Origin of the sequence: Streptomyces sp. NPDC059499 (genome assembly GCF_042749285.1) — a bacterium.
Classification (GTDB): Bacteria; Actinomycetota; Actinomycetes; order Streptomycetales; family Streptomycetaceae; genus Streptomyces.
The window spans coordinates 24678-46855 of sequence record NZ_JBHYTT010000006.1; the positions used below are offsets into that span (position 1 = coordinate 24678).

24 protein-coding genes and 1 riboswitch are annotated in these 22178 nt (G+C 71.1%); of the genes, 12 read left to right on the forward strand and 12 right to left on the reverse strand.

Annotated elements, in window-relative coordinates; all coding sequences use genetic code 11:
- Nucleotides 1–182: 182 nt before the first annotated feature.
- The 3 genes from ACFW9O_RS16040 to ACFW9O_RS16050 form a co-directional block, all read right to left on the reverse strand.
- A complete protein-coding gene (locus ACFW9O_RS16040) occupies nt 183–587 on the reverse strand; it encodes a DUF3040 domain-containing protein (RefSeq protein WP_351175133.1) in 405 nt (134 codons plus the stop codon).
- Nucleotides 588–887: 300 nt separating this feature from the next.
- Nucleotides 888–1646 (reverse strand): methyltransferase, encoded by a 759-nt coding sequence (locus tag ACFW9O_RS16045; protein WP_351175131.1) that lies wholly within the window; start codon nt 1644–1646, stop codon nt 888–890.
- 129 nt (nt 1647–1775) lie between these two features.
- Nucleotides 1776–2297 (reverse strand): SAV_6107 family HEPN domain-containing protein, encoded by a 522-nt coding sequence (locus ACFW9O_RS16050; RefSeq protein WP_351175129.1) that lies wholly within the window; start codon nt 2295–2297, stop codon nt 1776–1778.
- A gap of 168 nt (nt 2298–2465) precedes the next feature.
- Here ACFW9O_RS16050 and ACFW9O_RS16055 point away from each other — a divergent pair, with 168 nt between their 5' ends.
- The 5 genes from ACFW9O_RS16055 (at nt 2466) to ACFW9O_RS16075 (ending at nt 8615) form a co-directional block, all read left to right on the forward strand.
- Nucleotides 2466–3401, forward strand: a complete 936-nt coding sequence (locus ACFW9O_RS16055) for an ATP-binding cassette domain-containing protein (protein ID WP_384609705.1) — start codon at nt 2466–2468, stop codon at nt 3399–3401.
- Nucleotides 3373–5460, forward strand: a complete 2088-nt coding sequence (locus tag ACFW9O_RS16060) for a YhgE/Pip family protein (protein ID WP_384609708.1) — start codon at nt 3373–3375, stop codon at nt 5458–5460. The genes ACFW9O_RS16055 and ACFW9O_RS16060 overlap by 29 nt, the downstream gene beginning before the upstream one ends.
- Before the next feature lie 29 nt (nt 5461–5489).
- Entirely contained in the window at nt 5490–6101 is a 612-nt protein-coding gene (locus tag ACFW9O_RS16065; RefSeq protein ID WP_329211977.1) for a TetR/AcrR family transcriptional regulator, read from the forward strand.
- A 350-nt stretch (nt 6102–6451) separates the two neighbouring features.
- A complete protein-coding gene (locus tag ACFW9O_RS16070) occupies nt 6452–7069 on the forward strand; it encodes a DUF4126 domain-containing protein (RefSeq protein ID WP_384609711.1) in 618 nt (205 codons plus the stop codon).
- Nucleotides 7070–7100: 31 nt separating this feature from the next.
- On the forward strand, nt 7101–8615 hold the full coding sequence (locus ACFW9O_RS16075) for a phytoene desaturase family protein (RefSeq protein WP_384609714.1): 1515 nt from the start codon (nt 7101–7103) through the stop codon (nt 8613–8615).
- Between the two features lie 34 nt (nt 8616–8649).
- Here the strand turns inward: ACFW9O_RS16075 and ACFW9O_RS16080 are convergent, their stop codons facing one another.
- The 6 genes from ACFW9O_RS16080 to ACFW9O_RS16105 all read right to left on the reverse strand — a co-directional run bounded on the left by ACFW9O_RS16080 (nt 8650) and on the right by ACFW9O_RS16105 (nt 13483).
- Complete coding sequence (locus ACFW9O_RS16080; protein WP_384609717.1) at nt 8650–9573, reverse strand: hypothetical protein; 924 nt, start codon at nt 9571–9573, stop codon at nt 8650–8652.
- 50 nt (nt 9574–9623) lie between these two features.
- The gene (metF, locus tag ACFW9O_RS16085; RefSeq protein WP_351175117.1) at nt 9624–10541 is read right to left on the reverse strand and encodes a methylenetetrahydrofolate reductase [NAD(P)H]; all 918 of its coding nucleotides are present in this window, start codon (nt 10539–10541) and stop codon (nt 9624–9626) included.
- A 122-nt stretch (nt 10542–10663) separates the two neighbouring features.
- Nucleotides 10664–11314 carry a thiamine phosphate synthase gene (gene thiE / locus ACFW9O_RS16090; protein WP_384609720.1) on the reverse strand — a complete coding sequence of 217 codons (651 nt, stop codon included), beginning with the start codon at nt 11312–11314 and terminating at the stop codon, nt 10664–10666.
- 133 nt (nt 11315–11447) lie between these two features.
- Nucleotides 11448–11813, reverse strand: coding sequence for an Rv2175c family DNA-binding protein (locus ACFW9O_RS16095; RefSeq protein ID WP_384609721.1), 366 nt, complete (start codon nt 11811–11813; stop codon nt 11448–11450).
- Nucleotides 11814–11880: 67 nt separating this feature from the next.
- Nucleotides 11881–13044, reverse strand: a complete 1164-nt coding sequence (locus ACFW9O_RS16100) for an NAD(P)/FAD-dependent oxidoreductase (protein ID WP_384610389.1) — start codon at nt 13042–13044, stop codon at nt 11881–11883.
- Between the two features lie 97 nt (nt 13045–13141).
- Entirely contained in the window at nt 13142–13483 is a 342-nt protein-coding gene (locus ACFW9O_RS16105; protein WP_384609727.1) for a hypothetical protein, read from the reverse strand.
- A 51-nt stretch (nt 13484–13534) separates the two neighbouring features.
- Nucleotides 13535–13647, forward strand: a riboswitch (TPP riboswitch).
- On the opposite strand from ACFW9O_RS16105, the gene thiO reads away from it, so the two are divergent.
- From thiO to ACFW9O_RS16130, 5 genes are all read left to right on the forward strand, one after another.
- Entirely contained in the window at nt 13645–14862 is a 1218-nt protein-coding gene (thiO, locus tag ACFW9O_RS16110) for a glycine oxidase ThiO (protein ID WP_384609730.1), read from the forward strand. (Overlaps the previous riboswitch by 3 nt.)
- Complete coding sequence (gene thiS, locus ACFW9O_RS16115) at nt 14859–15107, forward strand: sulfur carrier protein ThiS (protein WP_384609734.1); 249 nt, start codon at nt 14859–14861, stop codon at nt 15105–15107. Before thiO ends, thiS begins: the two co-directional genes overlap by 4 nt.
- A gap of 2 nt (nt 15108–15109) precedes the next feature.
- Entirely contained in the window at nt 15110–15904 is a 795-nt protein-coding gene (locus tag ACFW9O_RS16120) for a thiazole synthase (protein WP_384609737.1), read from the forward strand.
- Between the two features lie 137 nt (nt 15905–16041).
- Nucleotides 16042–17955, forward strand: coding sequence for a Stk1 family PASTA domain-containing Ser/Thr kinase (gene pknB, locus ACFW9O_RS16125; protein ID WP_384609739.1), 1914 nt, complete (start codon nt 16042–16044; stop codon nt 17953–17955).
- Nucleotides 17956–17960: 5 nt separating this feature from the next.
- On the forward strand, nt 17961–18824 hold the full coding sequence (locus ACFW9O_RS16130; RefSeq protein WP_384609742.1) for a deoxyribonuclease IV: 864 nt from the start codon (nt 17961–17963) through the stop codon (nt 18822–18824).
- A gap of 47 nt (nt 18825–18871) precedes the next feature.
- On the opposite strand, the gene ACFW9O_RS16135 is transcribed toward ACFW9O_RS16130, so the two are convergent.
- On the reverse strand, nt 18872–19504 hold the full coding sequence (locus ACFW9O_RS16135; protein ID WP_351175099.1) for a sulfite oxidase-like oxidoreductase: 633 nt from the start codon (nt 19502–19504) through the stop codon (nt 18872–18874).
- A gap of 156 nt (nt 19505–19660) precedes the next feature.
- Here ACFW9O_RS16135 and bfr point away from each other — a divergent pair, with 156 nt between their 5' ends.
- Nucleotides 19661–20140 (forward strand): bacterioferritin, encoded by a 480-nt coding sequence (gene bfr, locus ACFW9O_RS16140; protein ID WP_351175097.1) that lies wholly within the window; start codon nt 19661–19663, stop codon nt 20138–20140.
- A gap of 62 nt (nt 20141–20202) precedes the next feature.
- Here the strand turns inward: bfr and ACFW9O_RS16145 are convergent, their stop codons facing one another.
- Together ACFW9O_RS16145 and ACFW9O_RS16150 are read right to left on the reverse strand one after the other, a co-directional pair.
- A complete protein-coding gene (locus ACFW9O_RS16145) occupies nt 20203–20472 on the reverse strand; it encodes a (2Fe-2S)-binding protein (RefSeq protein ID WP_351175135.1) in 270 nt (89 codons plus the stop codon).
- Between the two features lie 161 nt (nt 20473–20633).
- The gene (locus ACFW9O_RS16150) at nt 20634–21986 is read right to left on the reverse strand and encodes a class II 3-deoxy-7-phosphoheptulonate synthase (RefSeq protein ID WP_351175095.1); all 1353 of its coding nucleotides are present in this window, start codon (nt 21984–21986) and stop codon (nt 20634–20636) included.
- Between the two features lie 97 nt (nt 21987–22083).
- Between ACFW9O_RS16150 and ACFW9O_RS16155 the strand changes: the two genes are divergently transcribed.
- The gene (locus ACFW9O_RS16155) at nt 22084–22140 is read left to right on the forward strand and encodes a trp operon leader peptide (protein ID WP_124277238.1); all 57 of its coding nucleotides are present in this window, start codon (nt 22084–22086) and stop codon (nt 22138–22140) included.
- Nucleotides 22141–22178 lie beyond the last annotated feature (38 nt).

Below are 22178 nucleotides of genomic sequence, written 5' to 3' on the forward strand. Positions count from 1 at the left end.
ACGAGCCCCGTCACACACGGCGGCGGGGGGGGGGCCGGGGGGGGGGGGGGGGGCGCCCAACTTCTGGTGGGGGGGGGGCCCCCTCCTCCCCCCCCCCCCCTCACTCATGAGTTCTGCAGCAAGTTTCGGTGTTCACGGTACGGATCAGGGCCGGGCGGACCGACGCCTGCCGAACCGGGGATTCACTGGCCCTGTTCGTCGCGGCGGCGCTGCCACCGTTGCTCGATCCGGTTCATCATCGACCGGCGCTGCTTGGGATGTCGGCGTTCGCCTCCGCCCCCGCTCTCGCTCCCCGCCTGCGGCTGCTCGCCGGGCTTGGGCGCTTTGCGCCACCCGGTGACAGCCAGCACGGCACAGCCCAGCATGACGAGGAATCCCACCACGCTGATCCAGATCTGCTGGGCGACCATTCCGGCCATGAGGAGCGCGATACCCACCAGAAAACCGGCCACCGCCTGGTAGACCCGTCGCCGGGTGTACCTGCGCAGCCCGCTTCCCTCAAGCGCTGTCGCGAACTTGGGATCTTCGGCGTACAGCGCTCGCTCCATCTGCTCGAGCATTCGCTGCTCGTGCTCCGAGAGCGGCACGGAGTCCTCCTCGTCGTCGGCCGCGGGGGGCGACCGGTATGCGGCCCTTCCAGAATAGGCAGGGATTCGCCCCCGTGAAACCCGCCCTCTAGCCATAGCCAGTCCGGACCGCCATGTCGGTCGGCTGCTGAGGCGTAGATTCCCCGACCGCCGATCCGTCATGCCGGATGGTGTCACCCGATCATACGGGGCCTGCGCCCCGATCGGGTGTTCTGGGCCGTACTCCGTCTGCAGCTGCGTTGCTGATCAGCCGTGCTCCGGTCGCGCCACGGCCACGTTCGGGCCGTGTCCGCGTCAGGCTCAGACGCGCTTCTCGCCCAGAACGTGCAGCTGGGTCGCCACCGAATGGAACGCCGGCAGTTCCGCGACGGCGGCCTCGAGCCTCAGGAGCGCATCGAGCGCGCCGGGCTCGGTGTCCACGAGAACCCCCGGCACGAGGTCCGCGAAGACCCGCACACCATGGACCGCGCCGACCTCCACCCCTGCGGCCGACACCAGCTCGGCGAGCTGGTCGGCGGTGAACCTGCGGGGCACGGGGTCGCCCTCCCCCCAGCGTCCCGAAGGGTCCGTCAGCGCCTGCTTGGCCTCGGTGAAGTGCCCGGCGAGCGCGCGGGCCAGGACGGCACCGCCGAGCCCGGCACCCAGCAGGCTGAGCGCGCCGGAGGGGCGGAGCGCGTCGACGGCGTTCCGTACGCCTTCGGCGGGGTCGTCCACGTACTCCAGGACGCCGTGGCACAGGACCGCGTCGTAGCCGGTGCGCTCCACGACGTCGAACAGGCCGAGGATGTCGCCCTGGACGCCGCGGACCCGGTCGGCCACCCCGGCCTCGGCGGCGCGGCGCTCCAGCGCGAACAGCGCGTTGGGGCTGGGGTCGACGACGGTGACCCGGTGGCCGAGACGGGCGACGGGCACCGCGAAGTTGCCGGTGCCGCCGCCCGTGTCCAGCACGTCCAGGGCGTCCCTGCCGGTCGCCTTGACGCGGCGCTCGAGAGCGTCCTTCAGGACCTCCCAGACCACGGCGGTACGGAGGGAGGCACGGGGGCGCAGCTGGTCCGACACGGCAGTTGACTCCTCGGCACGATGCCGCCACGGACGGCGGAGCGTGAACGGTGCAGGTGGTACGGGCTCTCCACCCTATTGCCTTGCACCGCCGTCCCGGTCACCCCGCGTCGGACCGCCTCCCGCCTGTTACCGGGGCCGGTCCTTTCGTGGTTGCGGAAGGACCGGCTGGAGCACCAGAAGCCGCTCGACCAGTCGCAGGAACATGGCGGCGTCCCGCAGCAGATCGTCGGCGTCGCGGCTGGTGGCCGCGCCCGGTATCCCGGCCTCCGCCCGGGCCCTGCGCCGGGCCCCGGAGGCGAACAGGGCGCTCCATTCGGTGAGTTCGGGCGCGATTTCCGGGAGGACTTCCCAGGCGCTGCGGATCCTCTCCCGGCGGCGCCTGCTGGTTTCGGGACGGCCACGGGCGGCGAGCACGGCGGCTGCGGTACGCAGCGCGGCGAGGTGAGCGGTGGCGTACCGCTCGTTGGGCACGTCGAGTACGGCGGCCTCGTCCAGGCCGGAGCGGGCCTGGACGAGCAGATCGAGAGCGGCGGGCGGCGCAGTGGTGCGACGCGTAACGGGGTGGACGTCGGTTGCCGGACCGGTCAGTGAGGGGGCAGGGCTGCCTGCGCGGCGCCGTGGAGCGGCGGCTGCGGACGAGCTGGCCATGACGAACCTCCTGTCGTCGTGTGACGGCTTCGTGGCCGTATGTATCCATCGTGACGGCCACCACTGACAATTCCTTCCGTACCGCCGCTGACCAGGCACTTTGCTTCGAGCGCAAGTTCGGGCTAGTTTTTTGCACTGACTGGTCAGTTCAAAAATGGGGGTGGGGTTGTGGACAGCCCGCACGGGGCGGAAGTGAGCGCCGAGGACTTCGGGCTCGAAGGGCCGCGCGGCTGGGCCTTCCGGGGTGTGGACTTCACCGCGGATCCCGGAACGCTCGTCGCCATCGAGGGCCCGTCCGGGTCGGGCCGCACGTGCCTGCTGCTCGCGCTCACCGGCCGGATGCGCTCCACTCGGGGGCACGCGGAGGTCGGCGGTCTGCGCATGCCCGGCCGGTTCGCGGCCGTCCGCAGGATCAGCGCGCTGGGTCCGGTGCCCGGGGTCAGCGAACTCGACCCCGCCTTCACCGTCGCCGAGCATCTGCGTGAACGGGCCCTGCTGCAGCGCCGCTTCGACGGATCGCTGCGCACCCTGCTGGAGCCCCGGGCCCGGCGGACCGCGACGGCCCGGGCCACCGTCGACGCCGCGCTGGAGGCCGTCCGGCTGGACACCTCGGCCCTGCCCAAGGCCGAACGGACCTCCGTACGGGACCTGGAGCGGCTCGAAGCCCTGCGGCTGTCCGTCGCCCTCGCGCTGATGGCCCGGCCCCGGCTCCTCGCGGTGGACGACACCGACCTCAAGCTCTCGGACGCGGACCGTGCCGAGGCCTGGGCACTGCTGGGCGCCCTCGCGGACGCGGGGACGACGGTGCTCGCCGTGTGCAGCGAGGCACCTGAGAACGCGTTCACCGTACGGACCGGAACACCCGGCCCGGGCGAGCGACCGGACGGAGCGGCCGCCGGCTCCACCTCCGGGACCGACACCGCCAGGAACGACAACGCCAGGACCGACAACGCCGGGAACGACACGGCCGCGGACGAACCCGCCAGGAACGACACGGCCACGGACGACACGGCCGAGCACGACACGAGTGAGAACGCACCGACCGAGGACGACACGACCGGAGAGGGGACGGCCGATGCGATCGCCGAAACTGGCCGCGCTTGAGCTGAGGCGGTTCGGAAGGGGCCGGATGCCGCGGGCCGCGCTGGTGGCCCTCCTGCTGCTCCCCCTGCTGTACGGCGCCCTGTACCTGTGGTCCTTCTGGGATCCGTACGGGCGGCTCGACAGGATCCCCGTCGCGCTCGTCAACGACGACAAGGGCGCGAGCGCGGAGGGCAAGCGCGTCGCGGCAGGTGACGAGATAGCCGGCAGGCTCCTCGACTCCAAGGTCTTCGACTGGCACGAGGTCGACTCCGACGAGGCCCGCAGGGGCGTCGAGGACGGAACGTACTACCTCTCGCTGACCATGCCGTCCGACTTCAGCAGGCGGATCGCATCGAGTTCCGGCGACTCCCCCGAGACGGGCGCCCTGCAGGTCCGTACGAACGACGCCAACAACTACATCGTCGGGCAGATCTCCCGGACCGTGTTCGCCGAGGTCCGCAGCGCCGCGTCGACGAAGGCCTCGCGCGGTTTCCTCGACCGGATCTTCATCAACTTCTCCGGCCTCCACGACGCGACGGCGAAGGCCGCCGCGGGCGCCGACGACCTCAAGGGCGGCGTCGCCAAGGCGAAGAAGGGCTCGAAGGACCTCGCGGCCGGGCTCAAGGACGCCAAGTCGGGAAGCGGCACACTGTCCGCCGGGATCGTCAGGCTCAACAAGGGGGCCGGCGACCTCGAGACCGGATCCCGGCAGGTCGCCTCCGGTACCCAGCTCCTCGCCGACAAGGTCAACAAGGTCGCCGGCGATGTCCGTCCCTTCCTGAAGGACAACGGCAGGACGATCGGGGACACCGCGCGGCTGGTCGCCGACTCCTCGAAGACCGTGCGGGACAACCTCGACCTGCTGGTCGAGGCCGCGCCCACCGCGTCGGCCGCCGCACACGCGGCCTCGGGCGATCTGGCCGACGTCTACCGCATCCGGTGCACGGAGCAGCCGCTGCCCGACCCCGGTGTGTGCCCGCAGCTGAAGCGCGCCAAGACCGCGGCTGCGGATGTCGCGAAGGTCTCCGACGACCTGAACACCCTGGTCGCCGACCAGAACGGGGACCTGAAGAAGCTGCGTGCCCAGCTGACCACCCTTCAGAAGCAGGCCGACGCCCTCGCCAGGCGCTCGCCGAACCTGGACACGGACCTGGAGTCCGCCGTCTCGAAGATCAACTCGCTCAACACCGGTGCCCACAAGGTCGCCAAGGGTGCCGACGCACTCCACACGGGGCTCGGCACCGCGAAGACCGGGTCCGCGGATCTGGACAGCGGGCTCGGGAAGCTCAAGAAGGGGGCCAAGAGTCTGGACAGCGGGCTGTTCCGGCTCAGTGACGGGTCCGCGACCCTGGCCCAGGGGCTGAACGACGGTGTCGGAAGAATCCCCGACTACGACAAGAAGGACCGCGACGCCCGTACCGGTGTCATGGCCGACCCCGTGCAGCTGGCCTCCTCGTCGCTGCACGCGGCTCCCAACTACGGCACCGGCTTCGCCCCGTACTTCATCCCGCTCTCCCTCTGGGTGGGGGCGATGGTGGCGTACATGCTGATCCAGCCGCTCAACCGGCGTGCGCTCTCGGCCGGTGCACCGGCCTGGCGCATCGCCTTCGCCGGCTGGCTGCCGGTCGCCGCGATCGGCCTGCTCCAGGTCGTCGCCCTGATGTCCGTGCTGCACTGGCGGCTCGGCCTGCAGATGGCGCACGCCGCCGGGACGATCGGCTTCCTGGCCCTGGTCACCTGCTGCTTCGCCGCGATCGTCCAGTGGCTGAACGCCCGCTTCGGCGCGGCGGGAAGGATCCTCGTGCTGGCGGTACTGATGCTCCAGCTGACCTCCGCGGGCGGCACGTACCCCGTCCAGACCAGCCCCGGCTTCTTCGGCGCGATCCACCCCTACCTGCCGATGACGTACGTCGTGGAGGGGCTGCGCAGGCTGATCACCGGGGGCGGTCTCGGACCCGTCTGGCAGGCCTGTGCCGTGCTGCTGGCCTTCACCGCGGGCGCTCTGGCACTGACCGCGCTCTCCGCGCGCCGCAAGCAGGTGTGGACCCTGGACCGGCTGCACCCGGAGCTCAGTCTGTGAGCTCGCCGGGACCTGTGAGAATCGACCGTATGGACAGCAGTAGCACCACACGTCGCCAGGCCACGCGGCAGAAGCTCTACGAGGCGGCTGTGACCCTCATCGCGGAGAAGGGCTTCTCCGCGACCACGGTGGACGAGATCGCCGAGCGTGCCGGGGTGGCCAAGGGCACGGTCTACTACAACTTCAAGAGCAAGACCGAACTCTTCGAGGAGCTGCTGCGGCACGGCGTCGGACTGCTCACGCAGTCGCTCCGCTCCGCGGCCGAGGAGACCGACGAGCGCGACGGCACCCGGGTGGAGGCCCTCGACGCGATGATCCGGGCCGGTCTGGTCTTCATCGACCGCTACCCGGCCTTCACCCAGCTGTACGTCGCCGAGCTCTGGCGCACCAACCGCGCCTGGCAGTCGACCCTCCTGGTGCTGCGCCAGGAAGCCGTCGCGGTCGTCGAGGGCGTGCTCCGGGAAGGTGTCGCGAACGGAGAGCTCAGCGAGGAGATCGACATCCAGCTGACGGCCGCCGCCCTCGTCGGGATGGTCCTCGTGGCGGCGCTCGACTGGCAGGCGTTCCAGCCGGAGCGCTCGATCGACGATGTGCACTCGGCCCTGTCCCTGCTGCTGCACGGGCGTGTCAGCGGACGCTGACCCGGGAGCACACGGCACACGAAGACGCCGGCCCGGTGGCATTCGATCCCCCTCGAATGCCACCGGACCGGCGTCTTCGGTGTTCCGCGGCGCCCTTCCCCGTGACCCCGATTCCCCCGTGGTCCCCGGGCTCCGCGTCGTACACCCCCGTTGCGTCCGGAGTGCCGCGCCGTTCCGCCGCCCCGTGTCGGCGGTCCGGGCGCTGCGCCCCTTCCGTGGTCTCCACTCTGCCGTCCGTGCAGGTGGGGCCCCATCCGCTTCCCTACTCATCTCCCCCACTAGGTACACGTACTCAGAGCTGTGTGCGGGGGCCCACCCGGGGCGGAGGGCGACTGGTTACGATCGCGTCCGTGTCCGTACTCCCCCTGGTGTTCACGAGTGGCTGGGCGAGCGGGATCAACGCCTACGCGGTGGTCCTCCTGCTCGGCGTCTTCGGCGCGACCGGACTCACCGACGAGGTGCCCGAGTCGCTGCAGCGCACCGATGTGCTCGTGGCGGCCGGGGTGCTCTTCCTGCTCGAGGCGGTGGCCGACAAGATCCCCTACGTGGACTCGGCCTGGGACGCGGTCCACACGGTCGTGCGTCCGGTCGCCGGGGCGGTCGTCGCGGCGCTGCTGGCGGGCGAGAGCGGATCGCTGCCGGAGCTCGCGGCCGCGGCGGTCGGCGGTTCCACCGCGCTGATGAGCCATCTGGTGAAGGCGGGCACCAGGATGGCGGTCAACACCTCGCCCGAACCGTTCAGCAACGTCGCGGTGAGCGTCGCGGAGGACCTCGGCGTCGCCGGGATCATCACGTTCGCCATATTCAACCCCGTGGCCGCGGCCGTCGTCGCCGCGACGCTTCTGGTGCTCGGCCTGGTGATACTGGTCTTCCTGGCCTCGCGCATCCGCCGCTTCCTTCGTCGCAGAGCCCAGCGACGCGAAGAGAGACGCATGGCCGGAGCGGGCGGGCACCGGCCTCACGAGTGAGCTGTCGGTGCCACCCCTTAGGGTCACTGACATGGCACGAATTGCGGTGATCGGCGCCGGGACGGGCGCGATGGCGGCGGCCGCCCGGCTGGCAGTGGCAGGCCACCGGGTGACGGTGTACGAGCGGTCCCGGACCTACGGCGGCTCGCTCGGCAGGTATGCCCACGAGGGGTTCGTCTTCGACACCGGACCCTCGCTGCTGCACCTTCCCGCGGTCTATCGCGACCTGTTCGTGAAGACGGGCAAGGAATCCCTGGAGCAGCGCGTCACGCTGACCCAGGTCGACCCGGCGAGCCGCCACCATTTCGCGGACGGCACCGCGGTCTCCCTGCCGAACGCCTCGCGGGCCGGAGTCGTCGGTGCGCTGGACGGGGCACTCGGCAAGGGATCGGGAGCCCGCTGGGGGGAGTTCCTGGACCGGGCGGGGACGGCATGGGACCGCTCGCGCAGGCCGCTGCTGGAGGAGCCCCTGCGGGACGACCGGCAGGTGCTGGCCCGCGATCCCTACCCCGCGCTCCGCAGGCGCAGGCTGCTGACCGTCCGGGAGGCGGGCACGGTCGCCGAGATCGGCGCGTGGGAGCTCGCGGACCCCCGGCTGGCCGCCCTGCTCGACGGGTACGCCCTGTCGTACGGCCTGGACCCCCGCCGCGCGCCCGCGGCCGCCGCCCTGCTGCCCTACATGGAGGAGACCTTCGGCAGCTGGTACGTCACCGGGGGCATGCGTGCGCTCGCCGAGGCGGTGTACGAGCGGTGCCTGGCGCGCCGTGTGACGTTCGTCTTCGGCGCCGAGGTGGTCCGGGTGGCCGAGAAGGACGGCCGGGCCGCAGGCGTCGAACTGGCGGACGGCGAGAGTGCCGAGGCCGATCATGTGGTCCTGGGCGCGCAGCCGTGGCCCGGTCTGTTGTCCGGTGAGGGGCGGCGGCTCGGCGCAGAGGCAGCAGAAGCACAGGGGGCCGGGCAGGGTCCGGTGCCGGGCCGCTTCCTGGTGCTGCTGTCGCTGCGCGGCGCCCGGGAGGCAGGTGCGGTGCACCGGAGCGTGGTGCACTGCGAGGACGGGGCCGCTGAGCAGGACGCGGTGTTCGGGGGACGGACCGCGGAGCGGCCCACGGTGACGGTGCTGCGTCCCGACGACCCCGCCACCCGCCCCGACGAGGCGCACGAGGCGGTGACCCTGATGGCGACGGTGGCCCCTCACGGTCCGGTCGACTGGACGGACGCGGCGCTGCGCGAGAGGTACGCGGACGTGCTGATCGATCGCGCTCGCGCAGCCGTTCCCGGGCTGCGGGAGCGCATACTCCACGCCGAGGTGCGTACCCCTGCCGAGACCGCCGCCGACACCGGCGCCGAGGGCGGTTCGGTGCCCGCGCCCGCGTTGGCGGGAGCGCGGGGCGCGTATCTGCACTCCGGGAACCGCACCGGGCTGCCCGGCCTGTATCTGGCGGGCGGCTGGTCGCATCCCGGTGGCGGACTGGCGCATGCCGGCATGTCGGGGGCCCTGGTCGCGGGGCTCGTGGTGGAGGGTGACGGCTTCCGCGGCTCCCAGTGAGCCGCGGAGCGCTCGTCGTCGTGACCGCGGGCGGTCAGTAGCGGTACTGCTCGTTCTGGCCGGTGTCGTACCCGTTGCCGTACGGGGCGGGCTGCTCGGGCGGCATCGGGGGGTACTGCTCGCCCTCGCGCTGCTGCGGGACCCAGACGCCCCCGGGCGGCGTCTCCGGGGCGTACTGCTCGGCGTAGGGGCCGGTGTACTGCTGCTGGCCCCCGTAGCTGTCGTAGCCGTTGCCGTAGCTGTCGTACGAGGTGTACTGGCCGGGGCCCGCTGCCGCACCGGTCCCGATGTACGGGTCGGAGTAGGGGGCGTAGTCCGGCGTCTGCGTGCCGTAGTCGTACTGGCCGGCGTAGGTGTCCTGGCCCTGGTAGGTGTCCTGGGCCGGATAGGCGTTCTGGCCCTGGTAGGCGCCCTGGCCGCTGTAGGTGTCCTGGGCGGGCTGCGCGTAGTCGGTGTACGGGTCGTAGGCGCCGTACTGCTGCTGCTCGCCCTGCTGTTCCTGGCTTCCCGCGGCTGCGTAGGCGGCGTCGGTGTATATCCCGTACTGCCCGGTGTCGTCCGGCAGCGGCTGCGGTTCGTAGACCGCCGCGGTCTCGTCCCCGGCCTCCGGGGCGGGTTCCTGGTACTCCAGGCCGGAGACCTCGAGCGTGGGTTTCCCGCCGGGTGCGTCGCCGGAACCACGGCGACGGCGGCTCTCGCCGGGGCTGCCGCCTATGGCCCAGCCCGTCGAGAAGCCCCGCCGGAAGGAGAGGGTCACATACGTCTGACCCGTCGCGAAAGCGATCGCGCCGAGGGCGATCACCAGCACGGAGGGAATCAGTACACCGAGGACCACACCGAGGAACCCGGCGAAGGCGAGCAGCCGCCAGCGCAGCCGCGCCTTGTACTGGAGCAGCACCTCGCCCAGCAGCCACAGCGCCACGACGCCGAATGCGATGTAGAGGACCGTCCAGCCCACGCCCGCCCCCTCCTACGGCCACCGCCCCGGTTGGTGGCGGGTACGGCCGGTCACGACTGCTTGTGCAGTCCGAGATTCTCGTAGATCTCGAGTGTTGCCGTCGAGTTGTTGAGCGTAATGAAGTGCAGCCCCGGGACACCCTCGGAGAGCAGCTTCGCGCAGAACTCCGTGGCGAACTCGATGCCAATGGAGCGTACAGCGGCGGGATCGTCCTTCGCGGCGAGGATGCGCTCTTTCAGCGAGGAAGGCAGGGACGCGTTGCTGAGCTGGGCGAATCTCTCCAGCTGCCGGACGCTGGTGAGCGGCATCACCTCGGGAATGACGGGGGTGTCGCAACCGGCAGCGACCACACGGTCACGCATCTGCAGATAGCTCTCCGGCTGGAAGAACATCTGGGTGATCGCATAGTCGGCACCCGCACGGCACTTGTCGACGAAATGCCTGATGTCGGTGTCCCAGTCGGCCGACCGCGGGTGCATTTCGGGAAACGCAGCGACGCCGACGCAGAAATCGCCGGATTCCTTGATGAGCCGTACGAGATCCGCCGCGTACCGCACGCCCTGCGGGTGCTTGACCCACTCGGCCATCGGGTCGCCCGGCGGGTCTCCGCGCACCGCGAGGATGTTGCGGATACCGGCGTCGGCGTACTGCCCGACCATGTTGCGCAGCTGGGCGACGGAGTGGTCGACGGCGGTGAGATGCGCGACGGGGGTGAGCGTGGAGTCGGCGGCGATCTGCTGGGTCGCCCGCACCGTCCCCGCACGCGTCGAACCGCCGGCTCCGTACGTCACGGAGACGAAGCTCGGACCCACCGCCTCGACACGCCGCAGGGCGTTCCAGAGGTTCCGTTCGCCCTTCTCGGTCTTGGGCGCCCAGAACTCGAACGAGTACGACGTTTTGCCGGTCGCGAGCAGCTCACGCACGGTGCGTGCGTGATCTGTCCTGGTGGAGGGTGTGCCAAGAGCCATACTGGGAGGTTAACCAGGGCTCGGCGGTACCCCAACCAGAGCGGGGCTTTTCGCCCGGATTGATGGGATTGCCGTCCACCCCTCGGACAGCTGCCTCCCCCCGGAGCCCGCGGTGCGCCCGCTCAGGCCGCGCTTGCCCTGATGCGCGCGGCGAGTGCCGCGGTCGCCGCGGCGGGATCCGCCGCTTCGGTGATCGCCCGCACGACAACGACCCGCCGTGCGCCCGCGTCCAGCACCTCGTCCAGATTTCCCGCGTCGATTCCGCCGATGGCGAACCAGGGGCGCGGCTGGTCGAGTGAGGCGGCGTAGCGGACGAGCCCCAGACCCGGGGCGTACCGGCCGGGCTTGGTCGGGGTGGGCCAGCAGGGGCCTGTGCAGAAGTAGTCGACACCCGTCTCGGCGACGGCCGCGTCCACTTCGGACTCGGCGTGGGTGGAACGGCCGATCACCGCCTCGGCGCCGATGACGGCGCGGGCGGCGGGCACCGGCAGATCGCCCTGTCCGAGGTGCAGCACGTCGGAGCCGATGGCGTGGGCGACGTCGGCCCGGTCGTTCACCGCGAGGAGTTTGCCGTGACGCTTGCAGGCGTCCGCGAACACGGCCAGGTGCTCGAGCTCCTCGGCGGCTTCCATGCCCTTGTCGCGCAGTTGCACGATGTCGACGCCGGAGGAGAGCACGGCATCGAGGAACGCGGGAAGGTCGCCCTGCCGTCTGCGGGCGTCCGTGCAGAGGTAGAGCCGGGCGTCGGCCAGCAGCGAGCGAGGCGTGGACATGGTGGATTTCCCCCCGTTGATTGGTCGCCGGCCCCACAGGCCGCCGACCTGGTGGTCGTCGGCCCGGCGGGTGCCGGTCACGGCAGAGCGCGGGCCGTGAAGCACGGCCCGCACCCCGCATACGGTCGTCCGGTCAGACGGCGAGCGCCTGGGCCCGGCGCTTCACCTCCGTACCGCGATTCTCACTCAGTGCCTGCGCGGGCGTGCCGGGCAGGCTCGGGTCGGGGGTGAAGAGCCACTCCAGCATCTCTTCATCGCTGTAGCCGTCGTCCCTCAGGAGCGTCAGGGTCCCTGCGAGGCCCTTGACCACCTTGTTGCCGTCGATGAAGGCGGCAGGCACCTGGAGCGTCCGCCTCTCACCACGCCGTACGGCGATGAGCTGGCCCTCCTTGACCAGCTGCCGTACGCGCGTCACCTCGACATCGAGCATTTCCGCGATGTCGGGAAGGTGGAGCCAGGCGGGGACGAGAACATCGGTCTTTGCGTCAATCTCGGTCACAGGGACAAGCCTGCCATCCCGGACCGACAGTCGGTAGCCGGGCCGCCCGTAAGGAGGTACCCGGGTCCTACAGCGCCGCCGCCTTCAGCTGTACGGAGGGGTCCGCGGCACGCACCGGATCGATGCGCGCCCCGGCCTCGATGAGCTTGCGCGCCTGGGAGAGGTCGCGCGGCCGGCTGACGGCGAGCACCGCGACCAGGACGCCCTCGCGCAGCCAGCAGACCGTCCAGGCGGGGTCCGCCGGGTCTCCGCGCCACAGCATGGTGTCGGCGGCGGCATGGTGACCGGCGTACTGCACGAACCGGCCGAACTGCTCGGACCAGAAGTAGGGCACCGGGTCGTACGTCCGGGGCTGCCCGTCCGCGAGGGCGGCCGCGACCGTCCGGGGCCCCTGGAGGGCGTTGTCCCAGTGGTGGACGAGCAGCCGCTCGCCGTAGCGGGCGGAGGGGAAGGAGGCGCAGTCGCCCACGGCGTAGACGTCGGGCAGGGAGGTGCGCAGCGAGCCGTCGGCGGTGATCGAACCGTCCGGGCCGAGCGCGATGCCGGAGTCCTCCAGCCAGCCGGTGGCGGGTCGGGCGCCGATGCCCACGATCACCGCTCCGGCGGGGACCACCCGTCCGTCCGCCAGGTGGACGGCACCGGGGTCGACACGCGCCACCCGGGCTCCGGTGAGGAGTTCGGCTCCGCTCTCGGCGTACCAGCGGGCCATCGGGGCGGCGACGTCGGCGGGCAGGGTGCCCGCGAGGGGGCGTTCCGCTGCTTCGACGACGGTGACCGCACAGCCCGCGGCACGGGCCGCGGTGGCGAATTCGGCTCCGATCCAGCCGGCACCCACGACCACGACGTCGTGCTGCCGCTCCAGGACGGGCCGCAGCCGTGCTGCATCGTCGACGGTACGCAGCAGATGGACGCCGGGAACGCCCTCGGAGCCGGGCAGGACGACGGGCTCGGCCCCGGTGGCGAGAACCAGCACGTCGTACGGGACGGGGCCCTCGGAGGTGTCCAGTTCGTGCGCGTCGGCGCGCAGTCCGCTCACGTCGAGGCCGAGGCGCAGGGTGATGTCCAGCGCCTCGAAGTCGACGTCGAAGGCGGAGTCCTCGGCCTTGCCGAGCAGGACCGCCTTCGACAGGGGCGGCCTGTCGTACGGCTGGTGCGGTTCCGCGCCGATCAGGGTGACCTGGCCGGCGAAGCCCTGTTCGCGCAGGGCCACGGCGGTCTGCACGCCCGCCATGCCGGCGCCGACGACCACGACCCGGTGTGGACTCTGTCCCGTTTCCCGCTGTTCCGTCTGCTCGCTCACCCGGCCACCCTAGTCATCTGACGGTTCGTCAGGTAGCGAGCTCCTCCACCACGCTCGTCCCGCTGCCCTCCTGGGACTCCCACTCCCACCGCTCGTCCAGCCGCACCCGGCCGTCGGGGAGTTCCGTGACGGTCGAGACGCAGTGGCCGCCGGAGGTCGTCCCGTCCTGCTTCAGCTGCACATAACGGAAGTCCAGGGTGTCGCCCTCCCTGGTGCCGACGAGATGTCCGCGGACGACGTCACCGCCCGCGTACTCGGCCCAGATCCGTCCCTCCCGCTCCCGGTAGGTGAAGCGTGTGCGGGTGCCGACCTGGCCGGGTGCCTGGTCTGCGACGGGCGACAGGACGAGTCCGTCGAGTGAACGGGCCACGGTGGCTGCTCCCTTACTGGCTGCGGGTGGCGGGGTTTAGGGTGGCCAACGTAAGGCACTCGCGGGAGCCCGGACGCACCGGGCTGAGAGGGAGGCTGGCCGGCCTCCGACCGTACGAACCTGATCCGGGTCATGCCGGCGAAGGGAGGGGCTGGACGCCCATGCGCATCTCCGAGAACGGATCCGACGTCCTGGTCGTCGGGGGCGGCATCATCGGCCTGGTGACCGCCTGGCGGGCGGCCGGGCGCGGCATGTCCGTCGCGGTCGCCGATCCCGAACCGGGCGGCGGTGCCGCCCAGGTCGCGGCCGGCATGCTCGCGGCCGTCACCGAACTCCACTACGGCGAGCAGACGCTGCTCGGCCTCAATGTCGCCTCCGCCGCCCGCTATCCGGCGTTCGTGGCCGAGCTGGAGGAAGCGAGCGGTCAGGAGACCGGCTTCCGTGCCTGCGGCACGCTGGCGGTCGCGCTGGACTCCGACGACCGGGCCCATCTGCGGGAGCTGCACGCCCTGCAGCAGCGTTCGGGGCTGGAGTCGGAGTGGCTGAGCGGCCGCGAGTGCCGCCGGCTGGAGCCGATGCTGGCGCCCGGCGTGCGCGGCGGACTGCGGGCGGACGGCGACCACCAGGTGGATCCCCGTCGGCTGGCCTCGGCCCTGGTCACCGCGTGCGAGCGGGCCGGTGTGGTCTTCCACCGGGCCCGGGCGGAGCGGCTCCGTGTGACGGGCGGCCGGGCGGCCGGAGCGGTCCTCGCGGACGGTACGGAGCCGATCGCCGACCAGGTCGTGCTGTCCGCCGGCAGTCTCAGCGGCAGACTCGCCGGGGTCCCCGAGGAGGTCGTGCCACCGGTCCGCCCGGTCAAGGGGCAGGTGCTGCGTCTGGCCGTGCCGCCCGCGTACGCCCCTTTCCTCAGCCGGACCGTACGGGCCGTGGTCCGCGGCAGTCACGTCTACCTCGTCCCGCGCGCCAACGGCGAGCTGGTCGTGGGTGCGACCAGCGAGGAGATGGGCTGGGACACGACGGTCACCGCGGGCGGGGTCTACGAACTGCTGCGCGACGCCCACGAGCTGGTACCGGGCATCACCGAACTGCCGCTGACCGAGACCCGCGCGGGCCTGCGTCCCGCCTCTCCGGACAACGCCCCGCTGCTGGGCCCGACGGCACTGCCCGGCCTGCACCTCGCCACCGGCCACCACCGCAACGGGGTTCTGCTGACGCCCGTCACCGGTGACGTGATGGGCCATGTGCTGGCCACCGGCGAACTGCCCGCAGAGGCGCGCCCCTTCGCGCCGAGCCGCTTCGCGTCCTCCGGCCGGGGGTCCGCGTCACCGACCCCCTCCCCCGGAGCCCTCACTTCAGCACCTCAGGAGCAGCCCGCATGACTGAGCCCCTGCCCACCGCCGCTTCCGCATCTGCGCTCCCGTCCGTGTCCGTGTCCGTCAACGGGGAGCACCGCACCGTCCCGGCCGGTACCGCGCTGGACACCCTGGTCGCGACCCTGACCGCGGCGCACTCCGGTGTCGCCGCCGCGGTCAACGAGGCCGTCGTGCCGCGCGGCCAGTGGTCCGCCACCGCTCTCGGCGAGGGTGACCGCGTCGAGGTCCTCACCGCGGTCCAGGGAGGCTGACCATGTCGGACGATCTCTTCACGCTCGGCTCCACCGCCTTCTCGTCGCGGCTGATCATGGGGACGGGCGGTGCGCCCAGCCTCGAGGTGCTGGAGCGCTCCCTGATCGCCTCGGGAACCGAGCTGACCACCGTCGCGATGCGCCGGCTCGATCCGACCGTGCAGGGCTCGGTGCTCTCCGTCCTGGAGCGGCTCTCCATCCGCGTGCTGCCCAACACCGCCGGCTGTTTCACCGCGGGCGAGGCCGTTCTGACCGCCCGGCTGGCCAGGGAGGCCCTCGGCACCGACTGGATCAAGCTGGAGGTCGTGGCCGACGAGCGGACCCTGCTGCCCGATCCGATCGAGCTGCTGGACGCCGCCGAGACCCTGGCGGACGAAGGCTTCACCGTCCTCCCGTACACGAATGACGACCCGGTCCTCGCCCGGAAGCTCCAGGACGTGGGGTGCGCGGCGATCATGCCGCTCGGCTCCCCCATCGGCTCCGGGCTCGGCATCCGCAACCCGCACAACTTCCAGCTGATCATCGAGCAGGCCGCGGTTCCGGTGATCCTCGACGCGGGGGCGGGGACCGCTTCGGACGCGGCGCTGGCGATGGAGCTGGGGTGCGCCGCTGTGATGCTCGCCTCAGCGGTGACCCGGGCGCAGGAGCCGGAGCTGATGGCCGCGGCGATGCGGCACGCGGTGGACGGCGGGCGCCTGGCGTACCGGGCCGGCCGGATCCCGAAGCGGCATTTCGCCGAGGCGTCCTCGCCCGCCGAGGGCCGGGCGGTGCTGGATCCGGAGCGCCCGGCCTTCTGACACGGCCGCCCGACCTGCTCACACGGCTGCTCCCAGGTCACAACACATACATGTCCCTGTCACGGCTCGGCTTCAGAACGGTCCCCGGGCTGCCCCGGGCCGTCCGCCGTGTCCGTGGCGGCTCGTAGACTCGACCCGTGGACACGACCCTCCAGGACCCCCTCGTCGGGCAGCTGCTCGACGGCCGCTACCGCATCGATGCGCGCATCGCCGTCGGCGGCATGGCCACGGTCTACCGGGCCGTGGACACCCGGCTCGACCGGGTGCTCGCCCTCAAGGTGATGCATCCGGCCCTTGCGACCGACGCCGCGTTCGTCGAGCGCTTCATCCGCGAGGCCAAGTCCGTGGCCCGGCTGGCGCACCCCAATGTGGTGGCCGTCTTCGACCAGGGTGCCCAGGGCGCGTACGTGTACCTGGCGATGGAGTACGTCGCGGGGTGCACCCTGCGCGATGTCCTGCGTGAGCGGGGCGCCCTGCAGCCGCGGGCCGCACTGGACATCCTGGAGCCGGTCCTCGCCGCGCTCGGTGCCGCTCACCGGGCGGGCTTCGTCCACCGCGACATGAAGCCGGAGAACGTCCTGATAGGGGACGACGGCCGGGTGAAGGTCGCCGACTTCGGTCTCGTGCGGGCGGTGGGCACGGTCACGGACACCACCGGCTCGCTCCTGGGCACCGTCTCGTACCTCGCCCCGGAGCAGATCGAGCACGGCACGGCCGACACCCGCACCGATGTGTACGCCTGCGGGGTCGTGCTGTACGAGATGCTGACCGGCGGCAAGCCGCACACCGGTGAGACCGCCGCACAGGTCATCTACCAGCACCTCAACGAGGACGTCCCGGCCCCGTCCGTGGCGGTTCCGGGTCTGGCGGCAGGGCTGGACGAGCTGGTGGCGGGCGCCACCGCCCGCAACCCCGAGGCACGGCCCCATGACGCGGTGGCCCTGCTGGCCCGGTCCCGCGAGGTGCGTGCCGGTCTGACCGAGGAGCAGCTGGACGCGCTGCCTCCGCAGGCCCTCGCCGAGACGCGTGACGCCGCCGACGACCGTACGAGCGTGATCCCGCGGGTCATCCCGGCCGGCCAGGGCACCGCGCACCACACCAGCCGCCTGGAGATGCCCCCGCTGCCGCCGCGGACGGGTGGCCGCCGGCCGTTCGCCGCCGGATCCCGGCGCGGGATGTTCGCGACGCTCGTCGCCCTGCTGCTGGTCCTGGGGGCCGGTGCGGGTGTCTGGTACATCAATTCGGGGCAGTTCACCCGGGTCCCCTCGCTGCTGGGCCAGACCCAGACGGCGGCGGAGAAGCGGCTCGCGGACGCCGGTCTCGACGTGGGGGGCGTGAAGCGTTCCTACAGCGACACGGTGGATCGCGGCAGGGTGATCAGCACCGATCCCGGATCGGGCGAGCGGATCCGGGGCAACGACGCGGTGAAGCTGGTGATCTCGCGCGGGCCGGAGATCGTGCAGGTGCCCGACGTCGAGGGCATCGCGCTCGCCGATGCCCGGCGCGAGCTGAAGAAGGTCGGCCTGGTGCCGGGAATGGTGACCCGGGAGTTCAGCGAGGAGATCGCACGGGGCGAGGTGATCCGTACGGATCCCGCCATCGGCACCGATCGCCACCCCGACTCGGCGGTCGCCCTGGTCATCAGCAAGGGCAGCCCGGTCGACGTCCCCGACGTCACGGGGCTCGACATCGAGGCCGCGAGAGCCGCGCTGGAGGAGGCGGGTCTCAGAACCGAGGTGCTGCCCGACCGGGTCAACTCCCCCGAGGCCGAGGGCACCGTCGCCCGCCAGTCGCCCGGCGACGACGCGGAGGCCGCGGAGGGCGACACCGTCGAGCTCACGGTCTCCAAGGGCCCGCGCATGCTCGACGTCCCGGATGTCACCGGGAAGGACGTGGACGAGGCCAGGAGCACACTGGAGGAGGCGGGGTTCGAGGTCAAGGTCGACCGATCGTTCCTCTCCTTCAGCGACACGATCGAGAGTCAGTCGGTCGACGGCGGCGAACAGGCCCCGGAAGGCTCCACGATCACCATCAAGACCAAGGGTCTCTAGAACACATGCGCAACCCAGTAGGCGGTCACGTCCCGGTGGCGGGCGGCCTCGCGAAGGTCGGCCTCGGCTACGCGAGGGAGCTTGCGGCGGAGACCGTACAGGTCTTCGTCGCCAATCCGCGCGGGTGGGCGACACCGCCGGGAAACCCGGCGCAGGACGAGCTGTTCCGCTCGGAGTGCGCGGCAGAGTCGATCCCCGCGTACGTCCATGCCCCGTATCTGATCAACTTCGGCTCGCACACCGAGGCCACCGTGGAGAGGTCCGTCGAGTCACTGCGCCACTCGCTGCGCCGGGCCAGGGAGATCGGTGCCCTGGGCGTGGTGGTGCACACGGGGTCGGCGACCGGCGGGCGGCCGCGGTCCGAGGCCCTCGCCCAGGTGCGTACGCACATGAGGCCGCTGCTCGACGAGCTGACCCATGACGACGATCCGTTCCTGCTGCTGGAGTCGACGGCCGGGCAGGGCTTCTCGCTCTGTTCACGGACCTGGGACTTCGGCCCGTACTTCGAGGCCCTGGACTCCCACCCCAAGCTGGGGATCTGCCTGGACACCTGTCACATCTACGCGGCGGGCCACGACCTGGCGGGCCCCGGCGGCATGCGGCAGACCCTGGATCTGCTGGTGGACACGGTCGGTGAGGGCCGGCTGAAGCTGATCCACGCCAATGACTCCAAGGACGTCGTGGGCGCGCACAAGGACCGCCACGAGAACATCGGCGCGGGCAACATCGGCGCCGAACCTTTCCGGGAGCTGTTCTCGCATCCGGCGACCGAAGGGGTGCCGCTGATCATCGAGACGCCCGGCGGCAAGGAAGGGCACGCGGCGGACGTGGCGCGTCTGAAGGAACTCCGGGGCCCCGTCGGCCTGTGAGGTGAGCGCGGGGAGTACTCCGTGCGGGTGTACCGGCTGCCGCGCGGTCAGAGCTCGGGGCCGTCCCCGGGCTCCTCCTGGTAGGAGTAGCGTTGCTCGCTCCACGGATCGCCGATGTTGTGGTAGCCGCGCTCCTCCCAGAACCCGCGGCGGTCGGCGCTCATGTACTCGATGCCGCGGACCCATTTGGGGCCCTTCCAGGCGTACAGGTGCGGTACGACCAGCCGCAGCGGGAATCCGTGTTCGGCGGTGAGGAGTTCGCCGTCCTTGTGGGTGGCGAAGAGCGTGCGGTCGGACATGAAGTCGGACAGCCGCAGGTTCGAGCTGAATCCGTATTCGGCCCAGACCATCACATGGGTGACATGGGGTGCGGGCGGCGCCAGTTCCACGACCGAGCGGGCGAGAATTCCGCCCCATTCGGCTCCGAGCATGCTGAACTTCGTCACGCAGTGGAGATCGGCGACGACCGTGGAGTACGGCAGCGCCGAGAATTCCTGGTGGTTCCAGCAGCGCTTGTCGCCGTCCGCCGTGGCCCCGAAGACCCTGAACTCCCAGCGGTCCGGCTTGAACTTGGGGACCGGCCCGTAGTGGGTGACCGGCCAGCCACGCTGCAGCCGCTGCCCCGGCGGTAGCCCGGACTGCTCTGCTGTGCCGCGTTCCCGGCTTTCCGGCTGACCCATGCCTCCATGGTGACAGACAGGCAGGGGTGGTTATGACCAGGGGAGACCCGATTCGGGCAACTCGTACTAAGCATGCACTTACTGGACGGCTGCGGGGTGCGATGCAAGGATGCGGCGCAAACATGCCCAGTTCACCGGTTGGAAGGAGCCTCTGCGATGCAGGGCGACCCCGAGGTCCTCGAGTTTCTGAACGAACAGCTGACCGCCGAATTGACTGCCATCAACCAGTACTTCCTGCACGCCAAGATGCAGGACAACTTCGGCTGGACGAAGCTCGCCAAGTACACCCGGGCCGAGTCGTTCGACGAGATGAAGCACGCCGAGATCCTCACCGACCGGATCCTCTTCCTGGAGGGCCTGCCCAACTACCAGCGGCTCTTCCACGTTCGGGTCGGCCAGACGGTCACCGAGATGTTCCAGGCCGACCGTCAGGTCGAGGTGGAGGCGATCGACCGCCTGAAGCGGGGCATCGACGTGATGCGCGGCAAGGGCGACGTCACCTCGGCGAACATCTTCGAGTCCATCCTGGCGGACGAGGAGCACCACATCGACTACCTCGACACCCAGCTGGAGCTGGTGGAGAAGCTCGGGGAGCCGCTCTACATCGCGCAGCTGATCGAGCAGCCGGAGAGCTGACCGCCCGGCCCGTCCGTGGGGCCCGGCCCATCGGGCGGCCCTGACGCTCCCGGCCGTGCCGCTCAGGCGGCGTCGGAGAGCCGGACGTCCGGCGGACCGGCGAAGGTGACGGGCGCACCGGCAGGAGCGCCCGTCGGCTCCGTCCGCCCCTCGATGAGCTCGCGGCGCGGGCAGTCGCCGCGTCCGAGAAGTGCCTGGATCCTGCGGACGCAGCCGCCGCAGTCCGTTCCCGCCTTGCAGGCGGAGGCTATCTGGCGAGGCGTGCACGCACCGTCGTCCGCATGCTTCTTGACCTGCTGTTCCGTGATGCCGAAGCAGGAGCAGACGTACACGCGGTTCACCTCCCGACGGGGTCGATCGCTGCGCCGTCCCGATGTTTCGGTGAGGCTAACCTAACCTTACCCGTCGCGCCAGGCCCGCAAAAGCCCCGGATACGACTGTGGGGCACGGATCACATGGATCCGTGCCCCACAGGTGCTCCCAGCGGTGGTCCCTACTGGTCGCGGTACATCTCGGCGACCAGGAAGGCCAGGTCGAGGGACTGGCTGCGGTTGAGGCGCGGGTCGCAGGCCGTCTCGTAGCGCTGGTGCAGGTCGTCCACGAAGATCTCGTGGCCGCCGCCCACGCACTCGGTGACGTCGTCACCGGTGAGCTCGACGTGGATGCCGCCCGGGTGGGTGCCCAGGGCCTTGTGGACCTCGAAGAAGCCCTTGACCTCGTCCAGGACGTCGTCGAAGCGGCGCGTCTTGTGTCCGGACGCGGCCTCGAAGGTGTTGCCGTGCATCGGGTCGGTCACCCACACCACCGTGGCGCCGGAGGCGGTGACCTTCTCGACCAGCTCGGGGAGCTTGTCGCGGACCTTGTCGGCGCCCATGCGCACGATGAAGGTCAGCCGGCCCGGCTCGCGGTCGGGGTCGAGACGGTCGACGTAGCCGAGCGCCTCGTCGACGGTGGTCGTCGGGCCGAGCTTGATTCCGATGGGGTTGCGGACCTTCGAGGCGAACTCGATGTGCGCGCCGTCCATCTGGCGGGTGCGCTCACCGACCCAGACCATGTGCCCCGAGGTGTCGTACAGCCGGCCGGTGCGCGAGTCGGTGCGGGTGAGCGCCGACTCGTAGTCCAGCAGGAGCGCCTCGTGCGAGGCGTAGAACTCGACCGCCTTGAACTCGGCCGGGTCCGTGCCGCACGCCTTCATGAAGTTCAGCGCGTTGTCGATCTCGCGGGCCAGTGCCTCGTAGCGCTGGCCGGAGGGCGAGGACTTCACGAAGTCCTGGTTCCAGGCGTGGACCTGTCGCAGGTCGGCGTAGCCGCCGGTGGTGAAGGCGCGGACCAGGTTCAGCGTGGAGGCGGATGCGTGGTACATCCGCTTCAGCCGCTCGGGGTCCGGGATGCGGGCTTCCTCGGTGAAGGCGAAGCCGTTGACGGAGTCGCCGCGGTAGGTCGGCAGGGTCACGCCGTCGCGGGTCTCGGTCGACTTGGAGCGCGGCTTGGAGTACTGGCCCGCGATCCGGCCGATCTTGACCACGGGCACGGAGGCCGCGTAGGTGAGGACGGCGCTCATCTGGAGCAGCGTCTTCAGTTTGGCCCGGATGTGCTCGGCCGACACCGCGTCGAAGGCCTCGGCGCAGTCACCGCCCTGCAGCAGGAACGCCTCGCCCTTGGCAACGGCCGCCAGGCGGGCACGCAGCTGGTCGCACTCGCCCGCGAAGACGAGCGGAGGATACGATTCGAGCTCCGCGAGCACATCGCGCAGAGCCTCGGCATCGGGGTACTCGGGCTGCTGCGCCGCGGGAAGGTCACGCCAGGTGTTGCCACTGGCGACGGAGGTATTGGCGTTCACGGTCACATCCCCAACATTACGGGGTCGCGGAGCGCGTTCATCCATGCGCTCAACAATTGAGACACACGCTCGTTTGTCCGGTGGATCCGCTAGGGTTCGGGACATGTTCGCGCAGACGACCCAGAACTGGTGGTGGACCGCTCATCCGGCGGCCCGCTGACTCATCGCGCGTACAGACTTCGCGAAGGCCGCCCGAGG

Coding starts and splice junctions, on each gene's coding strand:
- ACFW9O_RS16050 (WP_351175129.1), bottom strand. CDS start 2,297: ATGGCCAGCTCGTCCGCAGCCGCCGCTCCACGGCGCCGCGCAGGCAGC.
- ACFW9O_RS16060 (WP_384609708.1), top strand. CDS start 3,373: ATGCGATCGCCGAAACTGGCCGCGCTTGAGCTGAGGCGGTTCGGAAGG.
- ACFW9O_RS16065 (WP_329211977.1), top strand. CDS start 5,490: ATGGACAGCAGTAGCACCACACGTCGCCAGGCCACGCGGCAGAAGCTC.
- ACFW9O_RS16075 (WP_384609714.1), top strand. CDS start 7,101: ATGGCACGAATTGCGGTGATCGGCGCCGGGACGGGCGCGATGGCGGCG.
- metF (WP_351175117.1), bottom strand. CDS start 10,541: ATGGCTCTTGGCACACCCTCCACCAGGACAGATCACGCACGCACCGTG.
- thiE (WP_384609720.1), bottom strand. CDS start 11,314: ATGTCCACGCCTCGCTCGCTGCTGGCCGACGCCCGGCTCTACCTCTGC.
- ACFW9O_RS16100 (WP_384610389.1), bottom strand. CDS start 13,044: ATGGCGGGCGTGCAGACCGCCGTGGCCCTGCGCGAACAGGGCTTCGCC.
- thiO (WP_384609730.1), top strand. CDS start 13,645: ATGCGCATCTCCGAGAACGGATCCGACGTCCTGGTCGTCGGGGGCGGC.
- thiS (WP_384609734.1), top strand. CDS start 14,859: ATGACTGAGCCCCTGCCCACCGCCGCTTCCGCATCTGCGCTCCCGTCC.
- ACFW9O_RS16120 (WP_384609737.1), top strand. CDS start 15,110: ATGTCGGACGATCTCTTCACGCTCGGCTCCACCGCCTTCTCGTCGCGG.
- ACFW9O_RS16130 (WP_384609742.1), top strand. CDS start 17,961: ATGCGCAACCCAGTAGGCGGTCACGTCCCGGTGGCGGGCGGCCTCGCG.
- ACFW9O_RS16135 (WP_351175099.1), bottom strand. CDS start 19,504: ATGGGTCAGCCGGAAAGCCGGGAACGCGGCACAGCAGAGCAGTCCGGG.
- bfr (WP_351175097.1), top strand. CDS start 19,661: ATGCAGGGCGACCCCGAGGTCCTCGAGTTTCTGAACGAACAGCTGACC.